Origin of the sequence: Bradyrhizobium sp. IC4059 (assembly GCF_020193615.1) — a bacterium.
GTDB classification, from domain to species: domain Bacteria; phylum Pseudomonadota; class Alphaproteobacteria; order Rhizobiales; family Xanthobacteraceae; genus Bradyrhizobium; species Bradyrhizobium yuanmingense.
This window is the reverse complement of the sequence record NZ_JADYVH010000001.1, coordinates 1,224,629-1,247,682: the sequence shown is the minus strand read 5'-3', so window position 1 is coordinate 1,247,682 and position 23,054 is coordinate 1,224,629. Positions and strand designations below refer to the sequence as shown.

Here is a 23,054-nt window from a genome sequence, read left to right as displayed (position 1 = left end):
TGCTTCCCGCTCACTTCGCCGCGTCGATCCAGATCCCCGGCTCTGAATGCTCCCGGATGTAGCTGACGAGGAAGTCGGAGAACACCCTGATCTTGGCAGGCAGCCTGACGCGGTTCTGATAGGCGATGTTCATGGTGAGCAACGGCAGCTGCCAATCGCTCAGGACAGGCACCAGCCGCCCAGCCGCGATATCGCCCTGCACGATATAGAGCGGCTGGATCAGGATGCCGAGCCCCGCGCGCGCCGCACCACAGATGATCTGGCCGTCGTTGCTGTCGAGCGTCGGCGCGATCCGGATCGTCTGCGTCGTGCTGCCCTGGCTCAGCCGTAGCGAATAGGGATCATTGGCGAGATTGTAGATCAGCATGTTGTGCCGGGCGAGATCGGCGGGATGCTCGGGCCGGCCGTGCTTCTCCAGATAGGACGGAGCGGCCGCGAGCACGCGGTGCATTTGCCCGATGCGCCGGACGATGATGTTGGAATCCGGTTCGTGCTCGCGGGTACGGATCGCAACGTCAATGCCGGCTTCGATGAAGTCGAGGTAGCGGTTCGCGCTGATGATCTGCACGCTGAGATCAGGATAGAGCGCACGGAAGGCGGGCAGCATCGGCGCGAGGTAGATCATCGCAAAGGACAGCGAAGACGTGACGCGCAGCATGCCCTTCGGCGACAGCGCGCGATCGGAGACGGCGTCCTCGGCTTCGGCGAGCTCGTTCAGAAGCGTGCTGCACCGCTGCAGCAGTTCCTGTCCCGCTTCGGTCAGCCATTGCCGGCGCGTGTTGCGCTCGATCAGCCGGACCGCAAGCCGCTCCTCCAGCGCACTGAGATGGCGGCTCGCAGCGGCGTTCGACATCCGCAGGATTTCGGCGGCCTTGGAAAGGCTGCCGAGCTCAGCGGTTTTGGAGAACACCTCGAGTTGAAGCAGCCGGTCCATTTTTGCATAAAGAGGAAAAGAGACTTACAAATTTTGACCTTTATTTCCGTTTTCTGCAAGGCAAAATGGCGCCAACAAAGCACCATTGCAGGCGAGGAAATCAGGAAATGTCGGGCCCGATCAGGCACATCGTGATGTGGCGACTGCGCGGGGAGAGCCCTGAGGAGCGCTCGGCCGCCCGGCTCAAGGTCAAGACCCTGTTCGAGGGCCTCAAGGGCCGGATCGACGGCCTCACCCATATCGAAGTCGGCATGGACGTCAGCGCGGTCGATTATGCTTGCGACGTGGTGCTGTTCTCCGAATTCACCGACCCGGCGGCGCTCGCCGCCTATGCCAACCACCCGGAGCATCTGCGCGTGCGCGAGGCGCTGGGCGACTTGCGGATCGGGCGCTTCCAGGTCGATTATCCCATCAAAGAGACCGGCGCATGATCGGCTCGTTCACCTTCGAAAACCTGCCCTGCCGCGTCGTGTTCGGCAGCGGCACGCTTGCCTCAGCCAAGGCCGAGGTCGAGCGGCTCGGCGGCAAGCGTGCGCTGGTGCTGACGACGCCGCAGCAGGAGGCACAAGGCAAGAGCTTGGGAGCCGCGCTCGGCCCGCTCTATGCCGGCATCTTTTCCGGCGCCACCATGCACACGCCGGTCGAGGTCACGGACCGCGCGCTCGCGGCAATGAAGGCATGCGAGGCCGATTGCGTCGTCTCGCTCGGCGGCGGCTCGACCACCGGGCTAGGCAAGGCGCTGGCCCTGCGCACCGGCGTCAACCAGCTCTGCATCCCCACCACCTATGCCGGCTCGGAGATGACGCCGATCGTCGGCCAGACCGAGAACGGACTAAAGACGACGGTGCGCGATGCAGCCGTGCTGCCGGAGACGGTGATCTACGACGTCGACCTGACCCTGACGCTGCCGGCGAGCCTCGCCGCGACCTCGGGAATCAATGCGGTCGCCCATGCGGTCGAGGCGCTTTACGCGCGCGACGCCAACCCTGTCACCTCGCTGATGGCCGAAGAAGGCATCCGCGCGCTGGCGCGCGCCCTGCCCGCCATTGTCGCCAGGAGCGACGATCGGGAGGCCCGCATTGAGGCGCTCTATGGCGCCTGGCTGTGCGGTGTCTGCCTCGGCACTGTCGGCATGGCGCTGCATCACAAGCTCTGCCATACGCTCGGCGGCACTTTCGACCTGCCGCACGCCGAAACGCACACCATCGTGCTGCCGCATGCGCTGGCCTACAACGCGCCGGCCGTGCCCGACGCGATGGTGCGGATCGCGCGCGCGATCGGGGCAGCCGATGCAGCTCGGGGGCTTTTCGAACTTGCGAAGCGGCTGGGTGCGAAGGTCGCGCTACGCGATGTCGGCATGCCCGAGGGCGGGATCGACAAGGCGGCTGACCTCGCAGTCACGAATGCCTACTGGAATCCGCGCCCGCTCGAGCGTGGCGCCATTCGCGACTTGATCGCACGCGCCTGGGCCGGCGAACCACCCGGCGCCATCAAAGCGGCAGCTTGAAGCGATGCGGCGCACCCTGATCAGATCCGCCACCGTCATCAGCATGGATGACGCGATCGGCGATCTCTCGACCGGCGATGTGCTGGTCGAGGGCGGCCGGATCGCCGACGTGCGCCCGTCGATCGACGCTGCGGCCGACACGGAGGTCGTCGACGGCACGGGCCGCATCGTCATTCCCGGCCTGATCAACGCACATATGCACACTTGGCAGACCGGCTTGCGCGGCTTTGCCGCGAACTGGACGCTGCTGGAATATTTCCGCCGCATGCATGCGGGCCTCGCCACCGTGTTCCGGCCCGACGATATCTACATCGCAACCCTCGTCGGCGCGCTGAACCAGATCAATCACGGCGTCACCACGCTGGTCGATTGGTGCCACAACAACCCGACGCCGGATCATACCGACGCCGCCGTGCGCGGCCTGATCGAAAGCGGCGTCCGCGCCGCGTTCTTCCACGGCTCGCCGAAGCCCGAGCCGAAGCCGGGCGAGCCGCATTTCTCGGAAGTGCCGCATCCGCGCCGTGAGGTCGAGCGGCTGCTGGCCGGGCCCCTCGCCGACCGCGACGGCCTCGTCACGCTCGGGCTCGCCATCCTCGGTCCGCATTATTCGACGCTCGACGTCGCCATGCACGATTTCCGCCTGGCGCGGGAGCTGAAGCTGATCGCATCGATGCATCAGGGCGGCGGTCCGGCCAAGACGCCCGGCGGCTGGGAGAAGCTGCTCGAGGCCGGCCTCGTCGGCCCCGGCATTAACATCGTCCACGGCAACGATCTGCCGGATGATCTGCTCGATCGTCTCGTCGATCTCGGCGTATCGTTCTCGGTGACGCCCGAGAACGAGATGATCCAGGGCCATGGCTTTCCGATCACCGGCCGCCTTCTGAAGCGCGGCGTGCGGCCGACGGTCGGGATTGATCTCGAATCCGTGCTGGCCGGCGATCTCCTCTCCGTCGCGCGCGTTGCGCTCTCGATGCAGCGGGCGCTCGACAATGCGGAATCGCGCAAAGCAAGTGGCGCCATTCCGGCGACGACCACGATTCCCGTGCGCGAAGCGCTGCGCTGGATCACGACGGAAGGCGCCCGCATGCTCGGCCGCGAGCACCAGATCGGCTCGCTGACGCCGGGCAAGCTCGCCGACCTCGTCATCATCAACGCCTCCGACCTCAATCTCCATCCAGTGCATGATCCCGTCGCAACCGTCGTGATGCAGACGAGCCTCGCCAACATCGAGGCCGTCATGATCGGCGGTGCCTGGAAGAAGCAGAACGGGCGGCTATTGGTCGAGGGACTCGAGACGAAGAAGGAGCTGCTGGCGCAATCCGGCCGGCGGCTGGTGCAGGATATTGAACGACAGGGACGTGCCGCCTGAGGCGCCAATGGACAAGAACAATGACTGACGCTCTGAAAACAGTTGGTTTCATCGGGATCGGCAAGATGGGCCTGCCGATGTCGGTGCTCGTCGCCAAGGCGGGCTTTGCCGTTACCGCGTTCGACCAGAGCCCGGCGCGCATCGACGACGCACGCGCGCAGCGCATTGCGATTGCCGCCTCGCCGGCCGAGGCCGTGAGCGGCAAGGCCGCTGTGATCACGTCCCTGCCCGACGACGCCGCTTTGCGCGGCGCATTGCTCGGCTCCGCCGGCCTGATCGCCGCGATGGCACAAGGTGCCGTCTTGATCGAAACCAGCACCGTGAGTGTCGACGCCTCGGCTGAGGTTGCGGCCGCCGCGCAGGCGCGTGGCATTGCCTATTTGCGCGCGCCGGTCTCCGGCAATGCCAGCATCGTGCACACAGGCGCGCTGACCTGCTTCGTCTCGGGGCCGAAGGACGCCTTCGAGAGCGTCAAGCCGCTGTTCACCGCATTCACCCGCGCTCAGACCTATCTCGGCCCCGCCGAAGAAGCGCGCTACGCAAAACTCTCGGTCAACCTGATGATCGCGGTGTCGGCGGCGATGATGGCCGAGAGCCTGGCGCTGGCGCGCAAGGGCGGCATTGCCTGGCAGGACATTTTGAAGGTGCTCGACGACAGCGCGGTTGCCTCCCCCATGGTGAAGTACAAGACCGCGCCGCTGCGGACGCGCGATTTCGAGTCCACCTTTTCCTGCAGGCAGATGGCCAAGGATCTCGACCTGATCCTGGGCGCCGGCCATGCCGTCGGCGTGCCGCTGCAGCTCGCCGCGCAAGTGCGCGAGACCTATGGCGCGCTGGTCGCGCAGGGCGACGGCGACACGGACTTCATTGCGACCGTCAAGCATCTCGAACGGCTGTCCGGCCTCGGCGAACCAAAACTCTGATCGCGGAGATCCACATGCGTAACTTCAACGAGAACACGATCACGGACGCCGTGCTGGAGCGGATCGCGGGCGCGACCGATCCACGCATCAAGCAGGTGAGCGAGGCGCTGGTGCGGCATCTGCATGCCTTCGTCCGCGAGGTGCGGCCGACCCAGAAGGAGTGGGAGTACGGCATCGACTTCCTGACCCGCACCGGGCATATGTGCAACGACAAGCGCCAGGAGTTCATCCTGCTGTCGGACACGCTCGGCGTCTCCATGCTGGTCGATGCCATCAACCATCCTGTGCCCGAAGGCGCGACCGAGACCACGGTGCTCGGCCCGTTCTTCGTCCAGGCCGCGCCCGAGAAGGACAGCGGCGCTGACATCTCCGGGCCGATGGACGGCGATCCCATGCTGGTCACCGGCTCGGTCTCGACCGTGGACGGGAAGCCGCTCGCCGGTGCCATCGTGGACGTCTGGCACTCCGACGACGACGGCTATTACGACGTACAGCAGCTCGACAAGATCGGCGATCTCGCGATGCGCGCCCGCTTCCACACTAACGCCAACGGCCGCTTCCATTTCTGGTCGATCAAGCCGGCCGCCTACCCGATTCCGCATGATGGGCCGGTCGGCGAGATGCTCGAAGTGCAGGGACGCCATCCCTGGCGCCCGGCGCACGTGCACTTCATGATCTCAGCGCCAGGTTTCGAGCAGCTGGTGACGCACGTCTTCGTTGCCGGCGACCAATATCTCGACAGCGACGTGGTGTTCGGCGTCAAGGACAGCCTGATCCGCGACTTCGTCCGTCATCCCGCCGGCCGTGCGCCGGATGGTCGCATGGTGGAGCACGACTATTTTCATCTCAACTATGATTTCGGCCTGAAGCAGGTTGCGAGCAACGCAAGAGCCGCCTAAGCCGGACGGCAACGCAGCGGACCGGCAAGAGTCCGCGATCGGGGAGACAGGGAGCTGAGGATGGGACCGCGGGTCTCCACGGGCATTTTGGCCGAGCGCCTCACCGGCATGATCGGTCCGCGTGCGAGCGTCGCGCGCGGCGTGCTCGATCAGCACGGGCAGAGCGAGTCGCACTATCACAACCTGCCACCCGACATCGTGGTCTTTCCAGAGACCACGCAGGAGGTCGCCGAGATCGTCAAACTCTGCGCCGGCGCAGGCATGCCGATCGTCCCGTTCGGCGCCGGCACCTCGCTCGAAGGCAATGCGGCTGCGGTCGCCGGCGGCGTCTGCTTCGACTTCGCGCGCATGAACAAGGTTCTCGCAGTGCACGACAGCGACATGGACGTCGTGGTGCAGCCCGGCATTACGCGCAAGCAGCTCAATGCGGAGCTGCGCAATACCGGCCTGTTCTTCCCGATCGATCCCGGCGCCGACGCCTCGATCGGCGGCATGACCTCGACGCGCGCCTCCGGCACGATGGCGGTGCGCTATGGCACGATGAAGGACAACGTCATGGCACTCGAGGTGGTGCTGGCCGACGGGCGCATCATCCGCACCGCCCGCCGCGCGCGCAAATCGGCGGCCGGCTATGATTTGACGCGCATGTTCGTCGGCGCGGAAGGCACGCTCGGTGTCATCACGGAGATCACGCTGAAGGTGCACCCGGTGCCGCAGGCGATCTCGGCCGCGGTCTGCAGCTTCGACACCCTGCACGATGCCGTGGACACCGCGATCTCCATAATCCAGTCCGCGATCCCCGTAGCTCGAATCGAGCTGCTCGACGACGTCATGATGCGCGGCATCAACGCCTACGCCAAGCTCGGCTATCGCGAGGCCCCCACCCTGTTCTTCGAATTCCACGGCTCGGAGACTTCCGTCGCCGAGCAGGCCGAAGCCGCGCAGGCGATCGCCGCCGACCATGGCGGCCATGGCTTTGCCTGGGCGAAGGCGCAGGAAGACCGCAGCCGGCTCTGGCACGCCCGCGACAACACGCTCTACGCCGGCCTCGGCCTGCGGCCCGGCGCGCGCGCCGTCATCACCGACGTCTGCGTGCCGATCTCGCGTCTCGCCGAATGCCTGACCGAGACACGACGCGATGCGGATGCGCACGGCTTCACCGCGCCGATCGTTGGTCATGTCGGCGACGGCAATTTCCACATGCTGATCCTGATCGACCCGGCAAAACCGGAGGAGGCCGAAGCCGCCAAGGCGCTGCAGGCCCGCATGGTCGCGCGCGCCATCGCCATGGACGGCACCTGCACCGGCGAGCATGGCATCGGGCTCGGCAAGATCGACTATCTCACCGATGAGCTCGGCGAGGCCGTGGATCTGATGCGATCGATCAAGACGGCGCTCGATCCCGACGGCTTGATGAACCCCGGAAAGATCTTTGCTGGCGGAGCCAAAACATGAGCAACAAGCCATGAGCGACGCGCTCCCGATCGAGGTCACCTCGCCCACGCCGCTCCTGGAGCTGCGCGGCATCAGCAAGGAGTTTCCCGGCGTCAAGGCGCTGGACGACGTTTCCTTTGCCGTCTACCCCAGCGAAGTCCATATGCTGCTGGGCGAGAACGGCGCCGGCAAGTCGAGCCTGATGAAGGTGCTGTGCGGCGCCTACCGCGCTGACGCCGGCGAGTTCTATTACAACGGCGAACGGGTCGCGATCTCCACGACCGCCGATGCGCAGAAGCTCGGCATCGCCGTGATCTTCCAGGAATTCTCTCTCGTCCCCTATCTCGACATCGCCCAGAACATCTTCTTGGGACGCGAGCCGAAGGGCCGCATTCCCGGCACCATCGACCGCCGCAGGATATTGGCGGACGCCAAGCGCGTGCTCGACACGATCGGCTTCGACATCGATCCCGCCACCACCGTCGACAAGCTCGGCGTCGCGCAGCAGCAGATGGTCGAGATCGCCAAGGCGATCAGCCAGAACGCCCGCATCCTGGTCATGGACGAGCCGACCGCGGCGCTGTCCGACCGCGAGACCGAGCTGCTGTTTGCACTGATCGCGCGGCTGAAGGCCGACGGTGTCTCGATCGTCTATATCTCGCACCGCATGGCCGAGGTGTTTGCGCTCGGCGACCGCATCACCGTGCTGCGCGACGGCCGACGCATCGATGGCGTCCGGCCTGCCGACGTCACGCCGGACCAGCTGGTGCGCATGATGGTCGGCCGCAACGTCGACATGACCTATCCGCGGAATTTCGCCGATAAGCCGGGCGAGGTGCTGCTCGAGGTCAAGGGCCTCTCCGCGCCCACCGGCATCTCCGACATCAACATCGAGGTGCGCCGCGGCGAGATCGTCGGTCTATGCGGCCTGGTCGGCTCCGGCCGCAGCGAGGTTGCCCGCGCCATTTTCGGCGCCGATCCCGTGACGTCAGGCGAGATCATCTTCGACGGCAAGAGCATTTCCGGCGAGCCGGATCTCGCCGCCCGCCGCGGCATCGCGCTGATCCCGGAGAGCCGCAAGAGCGAAGGCCTCGCGCTGCTGCGATCCGTCAGCGACAATCTGGTGGTGTCGGCGCTGAAAAAGCTGTTCCCGAGGGGCCTATTCGACCAACGCTCGGCCCAGCGGACCGCCGACGGTCTGATCCGGCAGCTTCGCATCGCGACACCGAGCGCACGCCAGACCGTCGGACTGCTCTCGGGCGGCAACCAGCAGAAGGTCGTGATCGGCAAATGGCTGGCGGCCGGCTCGAAGCTCTTCATCTTCGACGAGCCGACGCGCGGCATCGACATCGGCGCCAAGTCGGAGATTTTCGCGCTGATCGACCGCCTCGTTGCGGAAGGCGCGGCGGCGCTGATGATCTCGTCCGAGCAGGTCGAGATCTGCCATGTCTGCGACCGCGCCTATGTGATGCGCGAGGGGCGCATCGCCGGACATTTGACACGCAACGAATTGACCGAGGAGAACATCGTGCGATTGGGGATGCATCATGCGTGAGGTCGCAGTCGCTTCGGAGCCCAATCCGCTGCAGCGCATTCCCGGCGTCGCCATGGTGCTGGTGCTGCTGATCGCGCTGTTCAGCGCGATCGCGCCCGGCTTCCTCTCGGTCGCCAACCTCTCCAACGTGCTGGTGCAGTCGACCATCCTGACCATGCTCGCGCTGCCGATGACGCTGATCATCATGACGGAGGGGCTGGACCTGTCGATGGGCGCGGTGCTGACGCTGACCTCGCTCTGCGTCGCGATCGTATCACTCGCGACCAAGTCGATGCTGCTGGGCCTCGGTGCCGGCCTTCTGGTCGGCACGGCCTTTGGTGTCGCCAACGGCTGGCTGGTCGCCATTCTCGGGATACCGCCCTTCGTCGCGACGCTCGGCACGCTCGGCATGGCGCAGGGCCTGTCGTTGATCGTGAGCGACGGCCAGAGCGTGGTCGGCATTCCCCACAGCGTGCGCGACATCTACTCGGCGACGCTGCTCGGCATTCCCGTGCCGATCGTGATGGCGCTGGTGACTTATGCGGCCTTTCACGGCCTGCTCTATCACACCCGCTTCGGCACCTACATCTTCGCGCTCGGTGGCAACCGCGAGGCACTGCGCTACGCCGGCCTCTCGCCCAACAGGCTGCTGATCGCGGTCTACGCGATCGGCGGCGCCATGGCCGGCATCGCCGGCCTGTTGATGACCGCACGCATGAACTCCGGCCATCCCACCGCCGGCCTCGGTCTCGAATTCGATGCCATCGCGGCCGTCGCCGTCGGCGGCACCTCGTTCGAGCGCGGCAATGGCTGGCTGCTCGGCACGCTGCTCGGGGTTCTCTCCGTCGGCGTGTTGCGCAACGGGCTGAACCTGATCTCGCTGCCCTCCTCGGTGCAGGTCGCCAGCGTCGGCGTGCTCGTCATTGTTGCCCTGTTCCTCGACGGCCTCAGGAGCCGCACATGACCGACATCACCAAGGGCGCCATCGCGCCGCCCCGCTCCTTCCTGTCGCAGGACGCGGTCCAGCTGTTCTATCGCCTGCTCGCGGCGTTCCTGATCTGCGCGGTGCTCGCCGTGCTCAGCGATTCCTTCCTGACCCTCGGCAACATCCTCAACGTGCTGAGGCAGGCGAGCCTGACCTTCTTCATCGCCTCCGGCCTGACGCTGGTGGTGCTCACGGCCGGCCTCGATCTCTCCGTCGGCGCCAATGTCGCGCTGTCCGCCTGCCTCGCCGGCACCGTGATCCACCAGACCGGCTCGCCGGCGCTCGGCATCCTCACCGGGCTAGCCTGCGGCGGCATCGTCGGCCTGATCAACGGCATCATGGTCACGGCGCTCCGCATTCCCTCCTTCATCGCCACCTACGGCATGCTCTGGGTGCTGAACGGCCTCACCTATTGGTACATGGCGGGCGAGACCCTGCACGGCTTCCCCGCCGGCTTCCGCCAGATCGGCAGCGGCTATCTGTTCGGCCTGCCCATTCCGGTCTATCTGCTCCTGGTGTTCCTCGGGATCGGGACGTTCTTCGCGCAACGCACGGTCTGGGGCCAGGAGATCTATGCGATCGGCGCCAATCCGGTCGCCGCAAGGCTCTCCGGCATCCCGGTCGCGCGGCGCCTGCTGCTGGTTTACGCGGTCTCAGGCACCATGGCGGGACTTGCCTCGATCATCTTTCTGTCGCGGCTCAATTCGGCCGAGGCCGACATCGGCGAGAGCCTGACGCTGCCGGCGATCGCGGCCGTTCTGATCGGGGGCACCTCGCTGTTCGGCGGCGTCGGCACCGTGTTCGGCACCTTCATCGGCGCGCTGATCCTGACCCTGGTGCTGAACGGCATGAACCTGCTCGCGGTCAGCGCCAATTGGCAGCCGCTCGTCACCGGCGTCATCGTCATTCTCGCGGTCTGGCTCGACATGAAGACCCGCCGCCGCGCGCAATGAGTTCCAGCAATCCAACAAGCAAAATGAGGGATGGAGGCAATATGAGAAAGACAATTGGCTATGTGGCGCTGCCGCTGCTGATGGCGACTGCGCTCACCACTGCGGCGCGTGCCGACGGCGAGACCATCGCCGTCTTCACCAAGAACCAGACCAATCCGTTCTTCCAGACGGTGCGGGTCGGCGCCGACAACATGGCGAAGGTGCTGAACGCGAAGACGCTGCAATACATCCCGACCAAGCCGGACTCGATTCCCGAGCAGCTCAGTCAGATCGAGGACGTCGTGGTGAAGAAGCCGAGCGCGATCGTGTTCACGCCGGTCGACTACAAGGCGATGGTGCCGGGCGTCGAGAAGATCAACGAAGCCAAGATCCCGGTCGTCAACATCACCGACCGTTCGGCCGGCGGCAAGTTCCTGTCCTTCGTCGGCGCCGACGATTACAGCCTTGGGCTGGAGACCGCGCGCTTCCTGCTGAAGACGCTCGGCGGCAAGGGCAACATCGTCATCATCGAAGGCGTCAAGGGCTCGCTAACCAATGTCGACCGCGTCCGCGGCTTCAACGACGCGCTGAAGGAAGCCCCCGGCGCCAAGCTTTTGGCTTCGCAGCCCGGCAATTATCAGCGGCTGCAGGCGCTCCAGGTCATGGAAAACCTGATGCAGTCGAATTCGCAGATCGACGGCGTGCTCGCCGCCAACGATGCCATGGCGGTCGGCGCGATCGAGGCGCTCGACGGTGCCAACCGCAAGGCGCAGGTGATCGGCATCAACGGCACCAAGGAGGCGATCGACGCGATCAAGTCCGGCAAGCTGCTGGCGAGCGGCGACTACAACGGCTTTGCGCAAGGCTGCCTCGGCACCATGATGGCGATCCGCTCCTTGCGGGGCCAGCCTGTCATCAGCGAGATCGTGCTGAAGCCGACGGTGATCACCAAGGACAATTACGGGCCGTTCGACGTGCCGCTGGAGCAGCGGACCTGCCCCACCTTCGAGGACGCCGGCAAGCTCAGCGCGAAGTAGGCCATCCCCCCACATCAAGACCGGACGGCCGCAGCCCGCGGCCGTCCCAAGAATGAAGCCAAGAAACGGAGACAGCATGCTGTTCGCCATTCACGCCCTCGACCGCACCGGCGCGTTGCCGACCCGGCTCGCCAATTACGATGCCCACAAGGCTTTCCTCAGCGACACCTCGCGCTTCGGCGTCAAGATCGTGATGTCCGGTCCGCTCGTCTCCGACGACGGCCAGACCATGATCGGCAGCCTGTTCCTGATCGAGGCCCCTAGCCGTAGCGAGGTCGAGGCCTTCAATCGCGCCGATCCGTTTGCCGCGGCCGGCATCTGGGACAAGGTGACGATCACCGGCTTCTCGCGCCGGCAGGGTTGAGGGTCCGCCACGACAAAGTGCGAAAACAACCCCATGCACAGTAGAACGGAGCTTGTTTTCGCTTACGAATTTCCGATGCACCGCGCGACCTCGCATCCGAGGCCAATGCCGACCCGGATCGGCGGTGGATTTTGACTCGCCGGGCAAAACAGGGGCATAATGTAATCATCACCCGATGTCAGTTGCGCCCGCCATCCAGGCACCTGCCCAGCGTCGGCGCGGTGTGCGACGCGGACTGGCGTCAGGTCCCTAACCGCTGACTGCCGGCGCAGCCTCTTCCAGGTGACACGCCACCCACTGCTCGGGTCCCGTCGCGCGCAGCGTCGGCTCCTCGGTCCGGCAACGATCGAACACGAACGGGCAACGGGTGTGAAAGCGGCATCCCTTCGGCGGATTGATCGGGCTCGGCACGTCGCCCTTGAGGATGATGGGATTGCGCTGGGCTCCGGGCTCCGGCAGCGGCACGGCCGAAAGCAGCGCCTTGGTGTAGGGATGCCTTGGCGCGGCAAAGATCTCGCGGCGCGGAGCCACCTCGACGATCTTGCCGAGATACATCACGGCGACGCGATGGGTCATGTGCTCGACGATGGCAAGATCGTGGCTGATGAAGAGCAGCGCGAGCCCGAACTCGCGCTGCAGATCCTGCAGTAGATTGACGATCTGCGCCTTGACCGAAACGTCCAGCGCGGAGACCGCCTCGTCGCAGACGATCAGCTCGGGCTCGGCAGCCAGCGCCCGCGCAATGCCAATGCGCTGACGCTGGCCGCCGGAGAATTCGTGCGGCCTGCGGTTCAGCGCCTCGCGCGGCAGGCGCACCGTGTCCATCAGTGATGTGACACGGACCTCGAGATCCTCTGCGGACTTGGCGAGGCCGAAATTGCGGATCGGCTCGGCGAGAATGTCGCGCACGCGCATGCGCGGATTGAGGCTGGAGAACGGATCCTGGAACACGACCTGCACGCGGCGGCGCATCTGGCGCATCGTGCCCGGTGCGGCGTCATCGATCCTCTGGCCATCGAGGATGACCTGGCCCGAGGTGATCTCGAACAGCCGCAGGATGGCGCGGCCGACCGTCGATTTTCCGCAGCCGGACTCGCCGACCAGGGACAGCGTCTCGCCGCGCGCGATCTCGAAGGAGACGCCGTCCACCGCGTAGACGAATTCGGTTTGCCGTCCGAAGAGGCCCTTGTTGATCGGAAAGTGCTTCTTGAGGTCGTTGACCTGGAGCAGCGGAACACTCATGCCGCGATCGCTCCCTTGGCGGCGTAATGGCACGCAGCGATGTGGCGGGGGCCCTTCTCTTCCAGCCCCGGCGCATACTGGCGGCACAGATCGGTCGCGAGCGCACAGCGCCCGGCAAAGACGCAGCCCGTGATCGGCTTGCGCAGATCAGGCACCTGTCCCGGGATTTCGGCAAGGCGGGTCGCGGTGCCCGCGAGCGAAGAGCCGAGCTTCGGCACCGCGCCTAACAGGCCCTGCGTATAGGGATGGCGCGGGGAACGGAACAGCTCGGCCACCGGCGCCTCCTCGACCTTGCGGCCGGCATACATCACCATGACACGCTCGGCGATCTCGGCGACGACGCCGAGATCGTGGGTGATCAGGATGATGGCGGCGCCGACCCGGCGCTTCAGGTCCAGCATCAGCTTGAGGATCTGCGCCTGGATCGTCACGTCGAGCGCGGTGGTCGGCTCGTCCGCAATGAGAAGCTTCGGATTGCAGGCCAGCGCCACCGCGATCATCACGCGCTGGCGCATGCCGCCGGACAGCTGGTGCGGATATTCGCCGACGCGCCGTTTCGGCTCGGGAATGCCGACCAGCGTCAGCATCTCCACCGCGTGCGCTTCCGCCGCCTGCTTGTCGAGGCCCTGATGGATCATCAAGGTCTCGCGGATCTGGCGGCCGACGGTGAGCACCGGGTTCAGGCTCGTCATCGGTTCCTGAAAGATCATCGAGATGTCGTTGCCGCGGATCGCGCGCATCTCGCGATCGGACAGTTTCAGCAGATTCCTGCCCGCGAAGCGGATGCTGCCTGCGATCCGGCCCGGCGGCTCCGGAATCAGCCGCATCAAGGACATCGACGTCACCGACTTGCCGCAACCGGACTCGCCGACGATGGCGAGCGTCTCACCCTCGTTGACATGGAAGGATACCCCGTCGACCGCGCGGTTGATGCCGCCGGGCGTGCGGAAATGGGTCTGGAGGTTCTCGACTTCGAGCAAAGCCATCGCAATCAGCCTCGATCCATCACAGACAACATCACAGGCTTTTGGCCATGCGCGGGTCGAGCGCATCGCGAAGGCCGTCGCCGAGCAGATTCACTGCGAGCACGGTGACGGACAGGAACGCCGCCGGGAAGAACACGATGTAGGGCTTCACCTGCCAAAGCGCGCGGCCCTCGGCCATGATGTTGCCCCAGGACGGGATGGTCGGCGGCGTGCCGGCGCCGATGAAGGACAGGATCGCCTCCGTGATCATGGCGCTGGCGCAGATGTAGGTCGCCTGGACCAGCATCGGCGCAACCGTGTTGGGCAGGATGTGGCGCAGGATGATCATCGGCGTGCGCGTGCCGCAGGCCACGGCCGCGTCCACATAGGGCTGCTCGCGCAAGGACAGCACGACGCTGCGGACGAGGCGCGAGACGCGCGGAATCTCGGCGATGGTGATCGCCAGGATGACGTTGCCGACGCTGCCGCGCGTCAGGGCCATGAGCGCGATCGCCAGCAGGATCGGCGGAATCGACATCAGCCCGTCCATGAACCGCATCAGGATGCCGTCGGCCCAGCGGATGAAGCCGGAGACCATGCCGATGGCAAGGCCGATCGCCGAGGCGCAGATCGCGACCGACAGGCCGACCGTGAGCGAGACGCGCGCGCCGAACAGCACGCGCGAATAGATGTCGCGGCCGAGCACGTCGGTGCCGAACCAGAAATCGGCCGACGGCGCGCGGGTGCGCTTGGCGGGCGCAAGCGCGGTCGGATCGACCGTGCCGAGGTACGGCGCAAAGACCGCGATCAGCACCAGCATCAGCAGCAGCGCGCCGCCGATCGCGACCGTCGGATGGCCGCGCAGGAGGCCGACGAAGCCGCGCCGTATCCTGACCGGCCGCAGGATCTCGGGCAGCTGCGGTGCAAGGACGAGGCCGGCCGGAAGCGAATGCGGATTAACGGTGGTGTCGGTCAATAGCGGATCCTCGGGTCAACGAGCGTGTAGACGACGTCGATCATCAGATTGACGAGGACGTAGACGAAGCTGAACAGCAGCACGATGCCCTGAATCACCGGATAGTCACGGCGCAGGATGGCATCGATGGTGAGGCGGCCGAGGCCGGGAATCGCGAACACGCTCTCGGTCACGACCGCGCCGCCGATCAGGAGCGCGATGCCGATCCCGATCACGGTGACGATCGGCACCGCCGCGTTCTTCAGCGCGTGAATGAACAGGATGCCGCCCTGCCCGAGGCCCTTAGCCTTGGCCGTGCGGATATAGTCCTGCTGCAGCACTTCGAGCATGGCTGCCCGCGTGATGCGGGCGACCAACGCGATATAGACGCAGCCGAGCGCGATCGCCGGCAGGATGAGATTCTCGAGCCACGGCCAGAAGCCGGAGCTGAGCGGCGTGTAGCCCTGCACCGGCAGCCATTCCAGCTCCAGCGCGAAGATGTAGGCGAGCATGTAGCCGACCACGAAGACCGGCAGCGAGAATCCGAACACGGCAAAGCCCATGATGACGCGATCGATCAGGCTGCCGGCCTTCCATGCCGCCACCACGCCGAGCGGCACCGCCACCACGATCGTCAGCAGCAGCGTGACGATCATCAGCGACAGCGTCGGTCCGAGACGCTGCCCGATCATCGCCGAGACCGGCAGGTTGGTGAAGATCGAGGTGCCGAGATCGCCGTGCAGGATGCGCCAGACCCAGCCTCCGAACTGGACCAGGAAGGGCCGGTCCAGCCCGAGGCTCTGGCGGATGCGCTCCACATCCTCCGGGCTTGCCTGATCGCCCGCGATCACCACGGCCGGATCGCCGGGCGCGATATAAAGCAGGCTGAACACGAACAGCGCGACGATCGCCATGACTGGCAAGGTCGCAACGATGCGACGGAGGATGTAGGAGAGCATCTGGCCTCAGCGCACGATCATGCGGACTTCGACACGCCCCAGAAGAACGGCAGCGGTCCCTTGGCAACGCCGGAGACGTTCTTGCGCCAGGCGGTGTAGCTCAGGAAGAAGCCCGTGGGCGCGTAAACCACGTCATCGAGCGCCGCCTTGTTGAGGCGGCCGATGGCAGCCTTCTCCTCGTCGACGTTCTTGGCCTCGAACCACGAGGCGACCTCCTTTTCGGTGGCCGCGCTGGTGGGCCAGCCGAACCAGGCCTTGTCGCCGTTGGCACGAATGGCGGTGTAGGGAGCCGGATTGACGCAATCCGCGCCGGCGTGCCAGGTGTGGAACATGTTCCAGCCGCCCTGTCCCGGAGGTGTCTTCTGCGCGCGGCGGGAGCCGACCGTGCCCCAATCGGTTGCGACGAAGTCGACATTCATGCCGAGCTTCTTGAGAAGATCGGCGGTGACGTCGCCCATCGCCTTGGTGATTGGCTGGTCCTGCGCGACGAGGCACGTCACCGGCTGGCCGGAATAGCCGCTCTCGGCGAGCAGCTTCTTGGCGGCGTCCAGATCGCGCTTGCCCTTCAGGATCTCGCCGCCCACTTCGGTGTAGAGCGGCGTATCCGGCGTGAAGAAGCCGGGCAGCGGCTTCCACAGCGAATTGTCGTCGCCGACGATCGCGCGCATGTAGTCTTCCTGGCTGAGCGCCATCAGCACCGCACGCCGCGCCTTGACGTCGTTGAACGGCGGATACAGGAAGTTCATGCGGAACGAGCCGATATTGCCGAGGGGATCGCCGATATCGACGCTGATATTCTTGTTCTTCTTCAGAACCGGAACGAGATCCGCGATCGGGTTCTCCCACCAGTCGATCTCACCGTTCTGCAACGCGGCCGCCGCGGTTGCCGGATCCGGCATGATCACCCACTCGACGCGGTCGACCATCACCTGCTTGCCGCCAGCAAGCCAGGACGCCTTCTCCTGCCGCGGTGAATAGTCGGCGAATTTCTCGAACACGGCTTTCGCACCGGGGACCCACTCGCTCTTGGCGAATTTCAGCGGACCTGAGCCGATATATTCGGAAATCTGCTTGAACGGATCGGTCTGCGCGATGCGCTCCGGCATGATGAAGCTGCAAGGCGAATTGTTCTTGCCGAGCGCGTAGAGCAATTTCGGGAAGGGCTGCTTCAGCACCCATTTGAAGGTGCGGTCGTCGACGGCCGTGAGCTCCTGCTGGAGCGCCTTGATCATCAGGCCCATCGGATCGCGCGCCGACCAGCGCGTCAGGCTTGCCACGACGTCCTTGCTGAGCACCGGCTCGCCATCGTGGAATTTGAGGCCGGGCCGCAGCTTGAACGTCCAGGTGGTGCCGTCGTCGGTCACTTCCTCGGACTCGACCATCTGCCGCTGCGGCCGGAACGAGGAATCGATGCCGTAGAGCGTGTCCCAGACCATCGCGGCGGCATTGCGCACGACATATTGCGTGCCCCAGATCGGGTCGAAATTGGCGAGATTGGCCTGGGGCACGAATCGCAGGGTGCGCGCCGCCGCACCCTGGGCGATCGCCGGAGCCGACAGGCCACCCGTCAACGCCAGACTGCCCGCGCCAGCCAGTCCCTTCAATACCGTCCTGCGATCCATGAAGTCCTCCCAGAGATGCCGTGATGCCAGCTATTCATTGGCAAAGGGCAAGTGAAACCGAACCCATTTGCAAGCAAATGGTATGCCACTAAATGCGGCTTCGCCAGCGGGATCTCGCCATTTGGCGGCCCAGGAATACGAGTTCGGGGTTCACAGAGCGGCCGCCAGCGTCGGCCCGGTCTCGATATGCGGGATCGCCTCGACCAGTTTGCGCGTGTAGTCGGTCTTTGGATTGTCAAACAGCGCCCGGCTCTCGCCCTGCTCCACGATGCCGCCGTTGCGCAGCACGATGGTGCGGTCGCACAGCATGCGCACGACGTTGAGATCGTGGCTGACGAACAGCAGCGCAATGTCGTTCTCGCGCCTGAGGCGATCGAGCAGTTGCAGCACAACCGCCTGCACCGAGACGTCGAGTGCGGCGGTCGGCTCGTCCAGCACCAGCAGCCGCGGCCGGCAGGCGATGGCGCGGGCAATGCCGACGCGGGCCTTCTGCCCGCCGGAGAGCTGATGCGGAAACCGCGGCAACAGATCGAGCGGCAGTCCGACCCGCTCGGCGCATTCTTCCACCCGTTTGCGCAAGCCTTCGCCCGCGCGCATGCCGTCGAGCCGCATCAAGGGATGGGCAATGCAATCGAACGCCGTAAAGCGCGGGTTGAGGCTCTCGTTGGGGTCCTGAAAGACCATCTGGATGTCTTTGCGCAACGGCGAGCGGTGGAAATCGCGCGCCGCCACGTGCCCGATCGACTGCCCGTCGAACACGATGTCGCCCTCGCTCGGATCGATCAGGCGGCAGATCATGCGCGAGGTCGTGCTCTTGCCCGAGCCGGACTCGCCGACTAGCCCGACACTCTCGCCGCCCGCCATCGTCATCGAGAAGTCGGCAACCGCAGCGGAGCCCTGATCGAAACGCTTGGCGAGCTTGCGCACTTCCAGGAGCGGCGGCGTGCCGTGCGCTCGCTCCTGCCTGGGTCTGGTGACGACGTTGGCGTAACGCTCTCTGTCCTCCTCCGTCACGAGATCTTCGATCCGTGACGTCGCCGTCGGCGACGCCGCAACCAGGCGCCTCGTATAGGCGTGCTGCGGGGCACTGAAGAGAATGCCGGGGCTCGCCTCCTCGACGATGCGGCCGCGCTCCATCACGGCGATGCGGCGGCAATAGCGCGCCGCAAGGCCGAGGTCGTGCGTGATCAGGATCGTGGCCATGCCTCGCGCGGCGGCAATGTCTGCCAGCAGATCCATCACCACCTTCTGCGTGGTGACGTCGAGGCCGGTGGTCGGCTCGTCCGCGATGAGCAGTGCAGGATTGCAGGAGATCGCGATCGCGATCATGACGCGCTGGCACATGCCGCCGGAGAGCTCGTGCGGATAGGCGTTCATCCGCGCCTCGGGATCGCGGATCTGAACGGCGCGCAGCAGGTCCAGCGCCTCGGCACGCGCGGCCTCTTTCGAGATACGCTTGTGGGTGAGGATCGCGTCCGCGATCTGCAGGCCGATCGCGCGGATCGGGTTGAGCGCCGCCCGCGGATTCTGGAAGATCATCGACATCGCCGCGCCCTGCAGCTGTCGCAGATCATCGCCGCGGAGCTTGGTGACGTCCTGCCCGCGGAACAGGATCTTGCCGCCGGTGACGCGGCCGGCTGCATCGAGCAGCCGCGTCGTCGCAAAGCCAGTGACCGACTTGCCCGAGCCGCTCTCGCCGACGAGGCCGAGCATCTCGCCGGCCTTGACGGTGAGCGTGACGCCGCGCACGGCCTCGACCATGCCCCGCCGCGTCGAGAACGCGACGTGGAGGTCGTCGATCCTGAGCAGGTCCTCGCTCATGTGCGCATCCGGGGATCGAGAATGTCCCGCATGCCGTCGCCGAGGAGGTTGAAGCACAGCACGGCCAGCATCAGTGCGAGGCCGGGAAAGGCCACCAGCCACCAGCGTCCGGTGGAGATGAAGCGCGCGCCTTCCGCGACCATGATGCCCCATTCCGGCGTCGGCGGCTTGACGCCGAGACCGATGAAGGACAGGCCGGCGGCATTGAGAATGGCCCAGCCGAGATTGAGCGAGATCTGCACCGCCATCGCCGGCAGGATGTTCGGCAGCAGGAAGCGCAGCACCACCGAGAAATGGCTCTCGCCGCAGGCGCGCGCAGCCTCGACCCAGCCGACATTGCGGCGGACGTTGACCTCGGCGCGCGCGAAGCGGATGTAGAACGGAAGATTGATGATCGCGGTCGCGATCACGATGTTCTCGATCCGGTTGCCGAGCGCGGCGACCATCGCCATCGCTAGCACGAACAGCGGAAACGCCATCATCACGTCGACGAAGCGGCCGACGGCGCGATCAAGCCGTCCGCCGGCATAGCCGCAGAACGCGCCGACCACGGCCCCGATCACGAAGGAGATTCCGACCGCGGAGACTGCGATGGCAAGGTCGAGCCGTGCGGCGATGATGAGACGGCTGAACACGTCGCGGCCGAGCTGGTCCGTGCCGGCAATGTGCGCCGCACTCGGCGGCAGCAGGGCCTCCGACACGTTCGAGGCCACGGGGTCGTAAGGCACGATCCACGGTCCGAAGATCGCGACCAAGACGAACAGCGTCACCCCGGCCGCGGCCACCGCCGTGAGCGGATTGCCGCGCAGGATCCAGACCGAATGGCGAAGTGTGGCGCTGGTCATTCGATCGACACCCTGGGATCGGCGATGCCGTAGCAGATGTCCACGACGAGATTGACCAGCACGAACAGGCTGGCCATCAGCAGCACGAAACCCTGCACCGGCGCATAGTCGGAGGACAGCAACGCGTCGAGCGCATAAGAGGCCACGCCCGGCCAGGAGAACACTTTCTCCACCAGCACGTTGGCGCCCAGCATGGTCGAGAACACGATGCCGGCGATGGTGATGACGGGCAGGATCGCATTGCGGAGCGCATAGGTGACGACCACCTTGCGCCAGGACAATCCGACCGAGCGCGCAGTGCGCACGAAATCGCTGCCGAGCGAGACCAGCATCGAGGCCCGCGTGATCCGCGCCAGCGGCGCGATCACGAACAGCGCCATGCTCACCGCCGGCAGGATCAACTGCCTGCAGGCCGCCCACCAGCCCTCGACGTCGCCGGCGAGCAGGAAATCGATCGAGAGGAAGCCGGTGCGCTGCGGCGGCAGCGAGGTGAAGACGTCGATCCGACCGGTCGGATCAGGGGCCAGCCCGAACAGATAATAGAAGACATAGATCAAGAGCAGGCCCGAGACGAAGGTCGGCACGCAGACGCCGAGTGCGCAGAACAGCCGCACGCCGTGATCGATGATTGATCCCGGCCGCAGCGCCGCCAGCACCCCCAGCGGCACGGCCGCGATGAGCGCGATCAACAGTGCGGCGAAGGTGAGCTCGAGCGAGGCCGGCAATCGCTCGCGCAGGTCCTTCAGCACCGGCTGTCCCGTCATCATCGAGCGGCCGAGATTGCCGTGGCCGATGTCGGAGAGATAGAACACGAGCTGCTCCGGCACGGATTTGTCGAGCCCCATCTGCTTGCGGATCTGCTCGATCTCCTCCTTGCCGGCATTGGGCCCCGAGGCGAAGAACACCGCGGGGTCGCCGGGCAGGACGCGCATCAACAGGAAGGTGAAGACCAGCACACCGAACAGTGCCGGCAGCGACGACAAGAGCCGCCTGCCCGCCCGCACCATCGTTGCACCAAGACCGGTCGTCACCATTCAGCGTCCCTGCTCGCCGCGGATGTCACTTGCGGCTGACATCGCGATAATCCACCTGGCGGTGGAACTCATAGGTGTAGCCTTCGATCGACGGCGCCATCACCGCGTCCTGATTGGGCTGCCACAGCATGATCTGCGGCATCAGGTCGACATGCATCGCGTTGAGCTTGCGGCCGGCTTCCTCGTACTTGGCCTTATCGGGCTCGAAGCGGGCCTCCTGCGCAATCGCGGCAAGGTCCGGATTGTTGATCGAAGAGTAATTCCAGCGCTGAGTGCCGGTGTAGAAGTTGCGGTAGAAATAGTCGGTCGACGGCAGCCAGGCGACGATGCCTTCGGTGAAGAACGGCAGCTTCTTCTCGTTGATCTGCGTCGACATCTGCGCGTCCGGCAGTTTCTGGATGTCGACCTTGATGCCGATCTTGCCAAGAGACTCCTTGACGAGGGCGGCCATCGGCTCGGCCGTCGAGGCCTGGCCGACATTGAAGCTGAAGGTGGTCGAGAAGCCTTCGGGCAGACCTGCAGCCTTGAGGTATTCCCTGGCCTTGTCGAGATCCATCTTCACCGGCTGTTGGAACGGATAGATGCCGTTCGCCGGCTTGCCGTCCGGCCAGGTCGCGCCGAACAGCGGCGCGCCGCGGCCGAACAGGGCCGCCTTGAACATGTCCTCATAGGGCAGCGCGGAAGCGATGGCGCGGCGGACATTGACGTTGTCGAAGGGCGGGATCTGGTTGTTCATCGAGACGTAGGTGACCGCATTGTATTGCGGCGTCGAGATTACCTTGAGCTTGCCCTTGGCCTCCAGCGACTGCACGTCGCTGGCCTGCAGGTCGAGCACGAGATCGGCATCGCCGCGCTCGACGAGGTTGGCGCGGGTCGCCGGCTCCGGCACCGATTGCACGATGACGCGCTTGAAGTACGCCGGCTTGCCGGGCGATCCCCGGTTCCAGGCCTCGTTGCGCTTGATGATCACCTGCTCGCCCGGCTTGAAGCTCTCGACCGCATAGGCGCCGCTGCCGGCGGTGTGCTCCTTCAGCCAGGCCGTGGCCCAGGGATCGTCAGCCGTCGCGTGCTCTTTCGCCACTTTCGAGCTGATGATCATCGGGTACACGGTGGCAAGATTAGGCAGCGCAAGCTTGTCGGGTTTGGGAAGCGTCACCTCGATGGTGAGGGGATCGATCACCTTGAACTGATCGGCCGACGTCAGCGAGCCCGTGAGCAACTGCGCCTTGCCGAGGATCGGCGCGGTGACGCAGCGGTCGAGCGACCACTTGACATCCTCGGCCGTAACAGGCGAGCCGTCCTGGAACTTTGCATCCTTGCGCAGGCGGAAGGTGATCTTCAGTCCGTCGGGACTGACGTCATAGGATTCGGCGAGCTCGCCGGTGATCGTGTCGAGGTCGAACACCCATTTGCCGTGGAGCTGCTTGCGGCCGAATGCCACCAGCCGGTCATAGGTGCTCATGCTCAACGCGAAGGATTCGCGGGTCGAGCCGGGGATGTTGGGATCGAGCGTGTTGACGGAGGCGCCGGTGACGTAGCGCAAGGTCTCTGCCCTGGTTTGCGCTTGCGACGGCGCAGTGGCGATGAGCAGCAGCGCAGTGGTGGCGAGAACTGAGGTCGCCAGTCTGAAAGACACAAAACGCATTGGTTTTTCCCTGAATTTCGAACGAGAACGCCAGCAAGGCAGGTTCAG

The 23,054-nt window shown here is 65.5% G+C and carries 21 protein-coding genes; 11 read left to right on the top strand and 10 right to left on the bottom strand.

Features of this window, described 5'->3' with window-relative positions; genetic code table 11:
* Positions 1–10: 10 nt before the first annotated feature.
* Entirely contained in the window at positions 11–934 is a 924-nt protein-coding gene (locus I6F12_RS05730; RefSeq protein ID WP_036023604.1) for a LysR family transcriptional regulator, read from the bottom strand.
* A gap of 107 nt (positions 935–1,041) precedes the next feature.
* Between I6F12_RS05730 and I6F12_RS05725 the strand changes: the two genes are divergently transcribed.
* The 11 genes from I6F12_RS05725 (at position 1,042) to I6F12_RS05675 (ending at position 11,918) form a co-directional block, all read left to right on the top strand.
* Positions 1,042–1,365 (top strand): Dabb family protein, encoded by a 324-nt coding sequence (locus I6F12_RS05725; protein WP_225128953.1) that lies wholly within the window; start codon positions 1,042–1,044, stop codon positions 1,363–1,365.
* Entirely contained in the window at positions 1,362–2,441 is a 1,080-nt protein-coding gene (locus I6F12_RS05720) for a maleylacetate reductase (protein WP_225155699.1), read from the top strand. Before I6F12_RS05725 ends, I6F12_RS05720 begins: the two co-directional genes overlap by 4 nt.
* Positions 2,442–2,445: 4 nt before the next feature.
* Positions 2,446–3,810, top strand: coding sequence for an amidohydrolase family protein (locus tag I6F12_RS05715; protein WP_225155698.1), 1,365 nt, complete (start codon positions 2,446–2,448; stop codon positions 3,808–3,810).
* 20 nt (positions 3,811–3,830) lie between these two features.
* A complete protein-coding gene (locus I6F12_RS05710) occupies positions 3,831–4,733 on the top strand; it encodes an NAD(P)-dependent oxidoreductase (RefSeq protein WP_225155697.1) in 903 nt (300 codons plus the stop codon).
* 14 nt (positions 4,734–4,747) lie between these two features.
* On the top strand, positions 4,748–5,632 hold the full coding sequence (locus I6F12_RS05705) for an intradiol ring-cleavage dioxygenase (protein ID WP_225155696.1): 885 nt from the start codon (positions 4,748–4,750) through the stop codon (positions 5,630–5,632).
* Positions 5,633–5,692: 60 nt separating this feature from the next.
* Positions 5,693–7,087, top strand: coding sequence for an FAD-linked oxidase C-terminal domain-containing protein (locus I6F12_RS05700; RefSeq protein WP_225155695.1), 1,395 nt, complete (start codon positions 5,693–5,695; stop codon positions 7,085–7,087).
* 10 nt (positions 7,088–7,097) lie between these two features.
* A complete protein-coding gene (locus tag I6F12_RS05695; RefSeq protein WP_225155694.1) occupies positions 7,098–8,621 on the top strand; it encodes a sugar ABC transporter ATP-binding protein in 1,524 nt (507 codons plus the stop codon).
* Positions 8,614–9,564: an ABC transporter permease gene (locus I6F12_RS05690; protein WP_225155693.1), complete on the top strand. Its 951-nt coding sequence runs from the start codon at positions 8,614–8,616 to the stop codon at positions 9,562–9,564. The genes I6F12_RS05695 and I6F12_RS05690 overlap by 8 nt, the downstream gene beginning before the upstream one ends.
* Entirely contained in the window at positions 9,561–10,538 is a 978-nt protein-coding gene (locus I6F12_RS05685) for an ABC transporter permease (protein ID WP_225155692.1), read from the top strand. The genes I6F12_RS05690 and I6F12_RS05685 overlap by 4 nt, the downstream gene beginning before the upstream one ends.
* Before the next feature lie 41 nt (positions 10,539–10,579).
* Positions 10,580–11,554 carry a sugar ABC transporter substrate-binding protein gene (locus I6F12_RS05680; protein ID WP_036005202.1) on the top strand — a complete coding sequence of 325 codons (975 nt, stop codon included), beginning with the start codon at positions 10,580–10,582 and terminating at the stop codon, positions 11,552–11,554.
* 76 nt (positions 11,555–11,630) lie between these two features.
* A complete protein-coding gene (locus I6F12_RS05675; RefSeq protein WP_225155691.1) occupies positions 11,631–11,918 on the top strand; it encodes a YciI family protein in 288 nt (95 codons plus the stop codon).
* 249 nt (positions 11,919–12,167) lie between these two features.
* Here the strand turns inward: I6F12_RS05675 and I6F12_RS05670 are convergent, their stop codons facing one another.
* From I6F12_RS05670 to I6F12_RS05630, 9 genes are all read right to left on the bottom strand, one after another.
* Positions 12,168–13,160, bottom strand: a complete 993-nt coding sequence (locus I6F12_RS05670) for an oligopeptide/dipeptide ABC transporter ATP-binding protein (protein ID WP_225155690.1) — start codon at positions 13,158–13,160, stop codon at positions 12,168–12,170.
* Positions 13,157–14,146, bottom strand: coding sequence for an ABC transporter ATP-binding protein (locus tag I6F12_RS05665; RefSeq protein WP_057029968.1), 990 nt, complete (start codon positions 14,144–14,146; stop codon positions 13,157–13,159). Before I6F12_RS05665 ends, I6F12_RS05670 begins: the two co-directional genes overlap by 4 nt.
* Positions 14,147–14,177: 31 nt before the next feature.
* Complete coding sequence (locus tag I6F12_RS05660; protein WP_036005259.1) at positions 14,178–15,101, bottom strand: ABC transporter permease; 924 nt, start codon at positions 15,099–15,101, stop codon at positions 14,178–14,180.
* Positions 15,098–16,039 (bottom strand): ABC transporter permease, encoded by a 942-nt coding sequence (locus I6F12_RS05655; RefSeq protein WP_225128937.1) that lies wholly within the window; start codon positions 16,037–16,039, stop codon positions 15,098–15,100. The genes I6F12_RS05660 and I6F12_RS05655 overlap by 4 nt, the downstream gene beginning before the upstream one ends.
* Before the next feature lie 17 nt (positions 16,040–16,056).
* Entirely contained in the window at positions 16,057–17,661 is a 1,605-nt protein-coding gene (locus I6F12_RS05650) for an ABC transporter substrate-binding protein (protein WP_225155689.1), read from the bottom strand.
* 150 nt (positions 17,662–17,811) lie between these two features.
* Positions 17,812–19,482: an ABC transporter ATP-binding protein gene (locus tag I6F12_RS05645; RefSeq protein WP_057029970.1), complete on the bottom strand. Its 1,671-nt coding sequence runs from the start codon at positions 19,480–19,482 to the stop codon at positions 17,812–17,814.
* Positions 19,479–20,327, bottom strand: a complete 849-nt coding sequence (locus I6F12_RS05640) for an ABC transporter permease (protein WP_036005271.1) — start codon at positions 20,325–20,327, stop codon at positions 19,479–19,481. Before I6F12_RS05640 ends, I6F12_RS05645 begins: the two co-directional genes overlap by 4 nt.
* Positions 20,324–21,358, bottom strand: coding sequence for an ABC transporter permease (locus I6F12_RS05635; RefSeq protein WP_225155753.1), 1,035 nt, complete (start codon positions 21,356–21,358; stop codon positions 20,324–20,326). The genes I6F12_RS05640 and I6F12_RS05635 overlap by 4 nt, the downstream gene beginning before the upstream one ends.
* A 28-nt stretch (positions 21,359–21,386) precedes the next feature.
* Entirely contained in the window at positions 21,387–23,006 is a 1,620-nt protein-coding gene (locus tag I6F12_RS05630; protein ID WP_225155688.1) for an ABC transporter substrate-binding protein, read from the bottom strand.
* Positions 23,007–23,054: the final 48 nt, after the last annotated feature.

What these genes read in the sequence shown, in the direction of transcription:
- I6F12_RS05720 (WP_225155699.1), top strand. Translation starts at nt 1,362, where the DNA reads ATGATCGGCTCGTTCACCTTCGAAAACCTGCCCTGCCGCGTCGTGTTC.
- I6F12_RS05685 (WP_225155692.1), top strand. Translation starts at nt 9,561, where the DNA reads ATGACCGACATCACCAAGGGCGCCATCGCGCCGCCCCGCTCCTTCCTG.
- I6F12_RS05665 (WP_057029968.1), bottom strand. Translation starts at nt 14,146, where the DNA reads ATGGCTTTGCTCGAAGTCGAGAACCTCCAGACCCATTTCCGCACGCCC.
- I6F12_RS05680 (WP_036005202.1), top strand. Translation starts at nt 10,580, where the DNA reads ATGAGAAAGACAATTGGCTATGTGGCGCTGCCGCTGCTGATGGCGACT.
- I6F12_RS05725 (WP_225128953.1), top strand. Translation starts at nt 1,042, where the DNA reads ATGTCGGGCCCGATCAGGCACATCGTGATGTGGCGACTGCGCGGGGAG.
- I6F12_RS05715 (WP_225155698.1), top strand. Translation starts at nt 2,446, where the DNA reads ATGCGGCGCACCCTGATCAGATCCGCCACCGTCATCAGCATGGATGAC.
- I6F12_RS05705 (WP_225155696.1), top strand. Translation starts at nt 4,748, where the DNA reads ATGCGTAACTTCAACGAGAACACGATCACGGACGCCGTGCTGGAGCGG.
- I6F12_RS05640 (WP_036005271.1), bottom strand. Translation starts at nt 20,327, where the DNA reads ATGACCAGCGCCACACTTCGCCATTCGGTCTGGATCCTGCGCGGCAAT.
- I6F12_RS05655 (WP_225128937.1), bottom strand. Translation starts at nt 16,039, where the DNA reads ATGCTCTCCTACATCCTCCGTCGCATCGTTGCGACCTTGCCAGTCATG.
- I6F12_RS05710 (WP_225155697.1), top strand. Translation starts at nt 3,831, where the DNA reads ATGACTGACGCTCTGAAAACAGTTGGTTTCATCGGGATCGGCAAGATG.
- I6F12_RS05675 (WP_225155691.1), top strand. Translation starts at nt 11,631, where the DNA reads ATGCTGTTCGCCATTCACGCCCTCGACCGCACCGGCGCGTTGCCGACC.
- I6F12_RS05730 (WP_036023604.1), bottom strand. Translation starts at nt 934, where the DNA reads ATGGACCGGCTGCTTCAACTCGAGGTGTTCTCCAAAACCGCTGAGCTC.
- I6F12_RS05630 (WP_225155688.1), bottom strand. Translation starts at nt 23,006, where the DNA reads ATGCGTTTTGTGTCTTTCAGACTGGCGACCTCAGTTCTCGCCACCACT.
- I6F12_RS05650 (WP_225155689.1), bottom strand. Translation starts at nt 17,661, where the DNA reads ATGGATCGCAGGACGGTATTGAAGGGACTGGCTGGCGCGGGCAGTCTG.
- I6F12_RS05700 (WP_225155695.1), top strand. Translation starts at nt 5,693, where the DNA reads ATGGGACCGCGGGTCTCCACGGGCATTTTGGCCGAGCGCCTCACCGGC.
- I6F12_RS05645 (WP_057029970.1), bottom strand. Translation starts at nt 19,482, where the DNA reads ATGAGCGAGGACCTGCTCAGGATCGACGACCTCCACGTCGCGTTCTCG.
- I6F12_RS05690 (WP_225155693.1), top strand. Translation starts at nt 8,614, where the DNA reads ATGCGTGAGGTCGCAGTCGCTTCGGAGCCCAATCCGCTGCAGCGCATT.
- I6F12_RS05695 (WP_225155694.1), top strand. Translation starts at nt 7,098, where the DNA reads ATGAGCGACGCGCTCCCGATCGAGGTCACCTCGCCCACGCCGCTCCTG.
- I6F12_RS05670 (WP_225155690.1), bottom strand. Translation starts at nt 13,160, where the DNA reads ATGAGTGTTCCGCTGCTCCAGGTCAACGACCTCAAGAAGCACTTTCCG.